The 4679-nt window shown below is 40.1% G+C and carries 5 protein-coding genes; 3 read left to right on the top strand and 2 right to left on the bottom strand.

Annotated features, from left to right (window positions below):
• A partial coding sequence (locus tag AC1DND_RS20185; protein WP_477584357.1) for a sodium:solute symporter family transporter occupies nt 1-804 on the bottom strand: 804 nt, incomplete at its 3' end.
• A 264-nt stretch (nt 805-1068) separates the two neighbouring features.
• Here AC1DND_RS20185 and recR point away from each other — a divergent pair.
• Genes recR through AC1DND_RS20170 form a run of 3 tightly spaced genes read left to right on the top strand, consistent with a single transcriptional unit; the run spans nt 1069 to nt 3293 of the window.
• The gene (recR, locus tag AC1DND_RS20180; RefSeq protein WP_029278016.1) at nt 1069-1686 is read left to right on the top strand and encodes a recombination mediator RecR; all 618 of its coding nucleotides are present in this window, start codon (nt 1069-1071) and stop codon (nt 1684-1686) included.
• Nucleotides 1686-2423: a PI-PLC domain-containing protein gene (locus tag AC1DND_RS20175; protein WP_477584355.1), complete on the top strand. Its 738-nt coding sequence runs from the start codon at nt 1686-1688 to the stop codon at nt 2421-2423. Before recR ends, AC1DND_RS20175 begins: the two co-directional genes overlap by 1 nt.
• Before the next feature lie 51 nt (nt 2424-2474).
• On the top strand, nt 2475-3293 hold the full coding sequence (locus AC1DND_RS20170) for an SDR family oxidoreductase (protein WP_477584353.1): 819 nt from the start codon (nt 2475-2477) through the stop codon (nt 3291-3293).
• A gap of 487 nt (nt 3294-3780) precedes the next feature.
• Here the strand turns inward: AC1DND_RS20170 and AC1DND_RS20165 are convergent.
• A partial coding sequence (locus AC1DND_RS20165) for an ion channel (RefSeq protein WP_477584351.1) occupies nt 3781-4679 on the bottom strand: 899 nt, incomplete at its 5' end.

Here is a 4679-nt window from a genome sequence, read left to right as displayed (position 1 = left end):
GCCCATGCTCAGGTTTTTCTGCATCAGATCCTGATCTAAACCCGTCATGGCGATGGTAACGAAAATACCGCCGATAAACTGTTTGCTAAAGTAGAATTTATTGGTTAGGAAATCGTTTAGAAAGAATATTTTCGAGTAACTGCTGGTTTTTATGGTCTCGAATGCCTGTGGAATATTGAAATCAAGACTGTTGCAAATAAAATAAATAGTGAGAAAAACCGAAAGCACCAGGAAAAAAGTTTGCAGTGTATCGGTAATGATAATGGTTTTTAAGCCACCTTTAAAGGTGTACGACCAGATCAGTGCCAACGAAATTAAAACCGTTAACCAGAACGGAACGCCATAATTATCGAATATAAAACGCTGTAAAACAATCACTACGAGGTATAATCTTGTTGCTGATCCCAAAGTGCGGCTCAATAAAAATATCGATGCTGCCGTTTTGTAACTGTAATGACCTAACCTCTTTTCGATGTAGCTATAAATGGATGTTAAATTCATCCGGTAATAAAGTGGAAGCAAAACTGTGGCGATGATAATAAAACCAACTGCATTGCCCAGAACGAACTGGAAATATTGGAACTGGTTCCCACTGGGTGCGCCAACTTCTCCGGGCACTGATATAAAAGTAACACCCGAAAGTGCGGTTCCTATCATCCCAAAGGCAACTAAATACCATTTAGAATTCCGGTTGGCGATAAAGAAAGTAGAATTATCAGATGATTTTTTTGAGGTTACGAATGAAATAATAATCAGCAGTAAAAAATAACCGATCAGAAAACATAAGAGAATGGTTGGAGACATAGTTTTGTGTTAAGCTGATAAATGTAAGAAATTCGGATTTAATGTCAATGGGTTTAGTTTTGCTATTTGGTTGATGGCCTATGGTTCAATAGTTAATAGCCGATTAGCATAAGCATGGCGCTCTAAAGCAAGCAGACTATCGAACTAATAAGCAATTTAACCATAAACAACTAAGCCATCAACCATGGACTATCAAACTATTGACCAATAAACAACTGAACTAGGCCTATTGAACTAACAAACCATTTTACCTATTTTTGTAATATGAATTTTTCATCCAAGCTGCTCGAAGATGCGGTAAACGAATTCTCGAAACTTCCTGGTGTAGGGCAAAAAACAGCTTTACGTTTGGTATTACATCTTTTAAACAAAGAGCAGGAGGAGGTAAACCAGTTTGGCAATACTTTTATAAAACTTAAGCAGCATATTAAACATTGCAGCACTTGCCATAACATTTCCGATTATGTGGTATGTGAGATCTGTACCTCGCCAAAACGCGATAAAGAAACCATTTGTGTGGTTGAAGATACCCGCGATGTAATGGCGATCGAAAATACAGGTCAATATTTTGGGGTTTACCATGTTTTGGGAGGCTTAATTTCTCCCATGGATGGCGTAGGCCCTTCCGATCTGTTTATTGATGGACTAGTAGCCAGAATGGCAGCAGGAGGGATTAAAGAGGTAATTTTAGCATTGAGTCCGAATATGGAGGGCGATACCACATTGTTTTACCTGTACAAAAGATTAAAGGAGTTTAATGTTCCCGTAACCACCATTGCACGAGGTATTGCTTTTGGCGGTGAGCTGGAATATACCGATGAAATTACATTGGGCAGATCGATTGTAACCCGCGTGCCTTACGAAACTGCAATGATGAAATAATGGTAAAGCATTTTTTCGTTTTCTTAGCCCTGGTTTTATCTGGATTATTCGCCAAAGCGCAGGTTAAGATCCACTCCCATAATGATTATACTCACGAAAAACCTTTTATTGATGCGGTTAATAATCGCGTTTTCTCTATTGAAGCCGATGTTTTTGTAGTTGGCAATTCGTTAATGGTGGCGCATAGTAAAAAAGAAATCAAAGCGGGTAATACATTAGCGCAATTGTATTTAAAACAGATTAAAGCCTTATCGGCCGAAAAGGAATATTATACTTTCCAATTGATGATCGATGTTAAAGGTGACTGGGATTCGACATATCGCTTGTTGCGGAAAAATCTGAAAAAATACCAGAAATACTTTGACAGACAGGGGAGAAATACCGTTGTTGTGATTAGCGGCAACCGACCTGCTGCAAATACATTTCATAAATATACTCACCTGTTTTTTGATGGCTTACCAAATGTAAACTACAGCCCGGAAGACCTGAAGAAAATAACCATGATCAGCGATAATTTTGCCACTTATTCTAAATGGAAAGGTATTGGTGAAATTTCGGAAGCTGATAAAGCTAAATTGACAGAACTGATTAACAACGCACATAAATTAGGTAAACCCTTTCGTTTTTGGGGCGCACCAGATAATCAGGCTTGCTGGAAATTACTACATGACTTAGGTGCAGATATTATTAATACAGACCAAGTTGCTGCGGCCACAAACTACTTTAAAACAAACTAATGAAAGCAGTATCAAGTCTTGATACTTGATACTCAAATCTTGATACTACATATGAACCTAAAAAATAAAGTAATCATCATCACTGGTGCATCGAGCGGAATCGGAAAAGCTTGTGCCGAAGAATTTGCTAAACGTGGTGCCAATTTGGTTTTAGCTGCCCGTCAATATGTAACCCTTTGCGAAATTACTGCAGATCTGGAGAAAAGATATGACATTAGAGCTGTAGCAGTTCAGGCCGATGTAAGTAAAGAAGCAGATTGTGAACTGATTATCAAACAAGCTTTGGTTTCGTTTCAAAAGATTGATATTCTGGTAAATAATGCCGGATTATCTATGCGTGCCCTGTTTAACGATCTGGATTTATCGGTGCTTAAAAACCTGATGGATGTGAACTTTTGGGGGACGGTTTATTGTACCAAATATGCTTTGCCAGAGATTTTAAAAACCAAAGGAACGGTAGTGGGGATATCATCAATTGCAGGTTACCGGGGTTTGCCGGGCAGAACGGGTTATTCAGCTTCTAAATTTGCAATGAACGGATTTATGGAATCTCTACGCACCGAATTACTAAAAACCGGGGTAAACGTTTTATTGGCCTGTCCTGGTTTTACTGCTTCCAACATTAGGGTAACCGCTTTATCAAAAGATGGTGCTGCACATGGCGAAACCAGTATGGATGAAGGCAAAATGATGACATCTGAAGAAGTAGCAAGCATTATTGCTGACGGTATCGAAAAACGTAAACGGACTTTAATCATGACCGGACAAGGGAAATTAGCCGTTTGGATGAATAAACTCTTCCCAGCTTTTGTAGATAAAAAGGTTTTTGATTTGTTTGCAAAAGAGAAGAATCCGCTGATTAAGGCTTAAGGTAGAGGGTTTAAGGCTTAAGGTAAATCGCGATAGCGTTTAGGGTCCAAGGTTAAGTAGAGATTTAAACTAAAATAATTGTCAGTCTGAGCGGAGTCGAAGACCCATAACTTTGAGTTTACCTGGATTTATACAAGGAGCTCGTGGATTTTACAGGTCGCTGAAACACGTCCTGCTGACACCCCTCTGAAAGAGGGGAATGCAAATCGCATAGAGACGATGAGGGGTAATTCCCCTCCTCTGGAGGGGTGCCTGAAAGACGGGGTAGTCATATTTAGCACAGACCAGACCGTCCTAAACCCGGTAGCAGCGAAAATCCTTTTTGTTTGCAGCAAACTTAAATATCCTGCTATCTGCAGCCTATGAAACAGATCCTTCGTGCCTCAGGATGACAGCACCACAAAAAGATTGAAGCGAATAACGGGACTATCGCAACCGATTATCACTACCATTGCTTTCCAAAAAAATCGAAAATGAAAATCAGGCCTTATGCCGTCGGTGTAACCTTATCCAATTTACTATAATCCATCACCATTTTGCCTTCTTCGTTATGGTAATACATTTTATCAAACTTGGCATCCATTTCAATTTCCTCATCCTGATAACTGGTTCTGGTGTGGATGGTCTGCGAGAAAGTATCATCAAAAGCTTTGAGGATTACAAAAACTTCTACTTCGGCCTGCTGCAGCTCGGTTAACGATTTTTCGAAAAACGGACTTTCTTCTGTAATGGGGTGTACCAAAGTCCAGTTTAAAGATAGGATGCCGATTTTACTGCGCTCTAATGGCAAAGGATAAAACCTACGAACATGTTTGCCATCAATGGTTTCGTTGTACGACATCACCATCTGCACCTCGACCTCTATCAATTGATTACGGCGGAGGTTAACCAAACGGCACATCAATCCATGTCCTTTCTCGTAAGGGGCAATCACCATTTTTTTGCTGAAGCTTACTTTTGAGGTGGGCCTGCTAAAACGGCCATACAATAAACCTGTAGCAAGTGCAAAGGCCAATAAACCCAACATACTTTCGAAAGCGGCAAGCACACTGGTAACAAAACCCTGTGGCGAAATATGGCCGTAACCCACGGTAGAAATGGTTTGGGCAGAAAAGAAAAAGGCATCAAAAAACTGATCACGAAGCGTTACACCTTTGGCACCATTTAAATTTTCAATACCCACAACATTATATAAAACAGCAAAAATTGTATTTACAACGAGGTAGGCAAGAAGGATGACAAAGAAAAAACGCGGCCAGCTCATAGTAACCAAGCGGGTGTAGGTATCATCAAACTTAAACCAGGGCAGGCCCGTACGTTCGATATTTGCTGAACCATCGGGGTTGAGCATGCGCTGGTTTTTGGTTACAGGATTGGATCCGAAAC

Source organism: Pedobacter sp. 01N416 (genome assembly GCF_056399685.1).
Note: the sequence above shows the minus strand (reverse complement) of the source record. Positions and strands in the feature narration are given on the sequence as shown.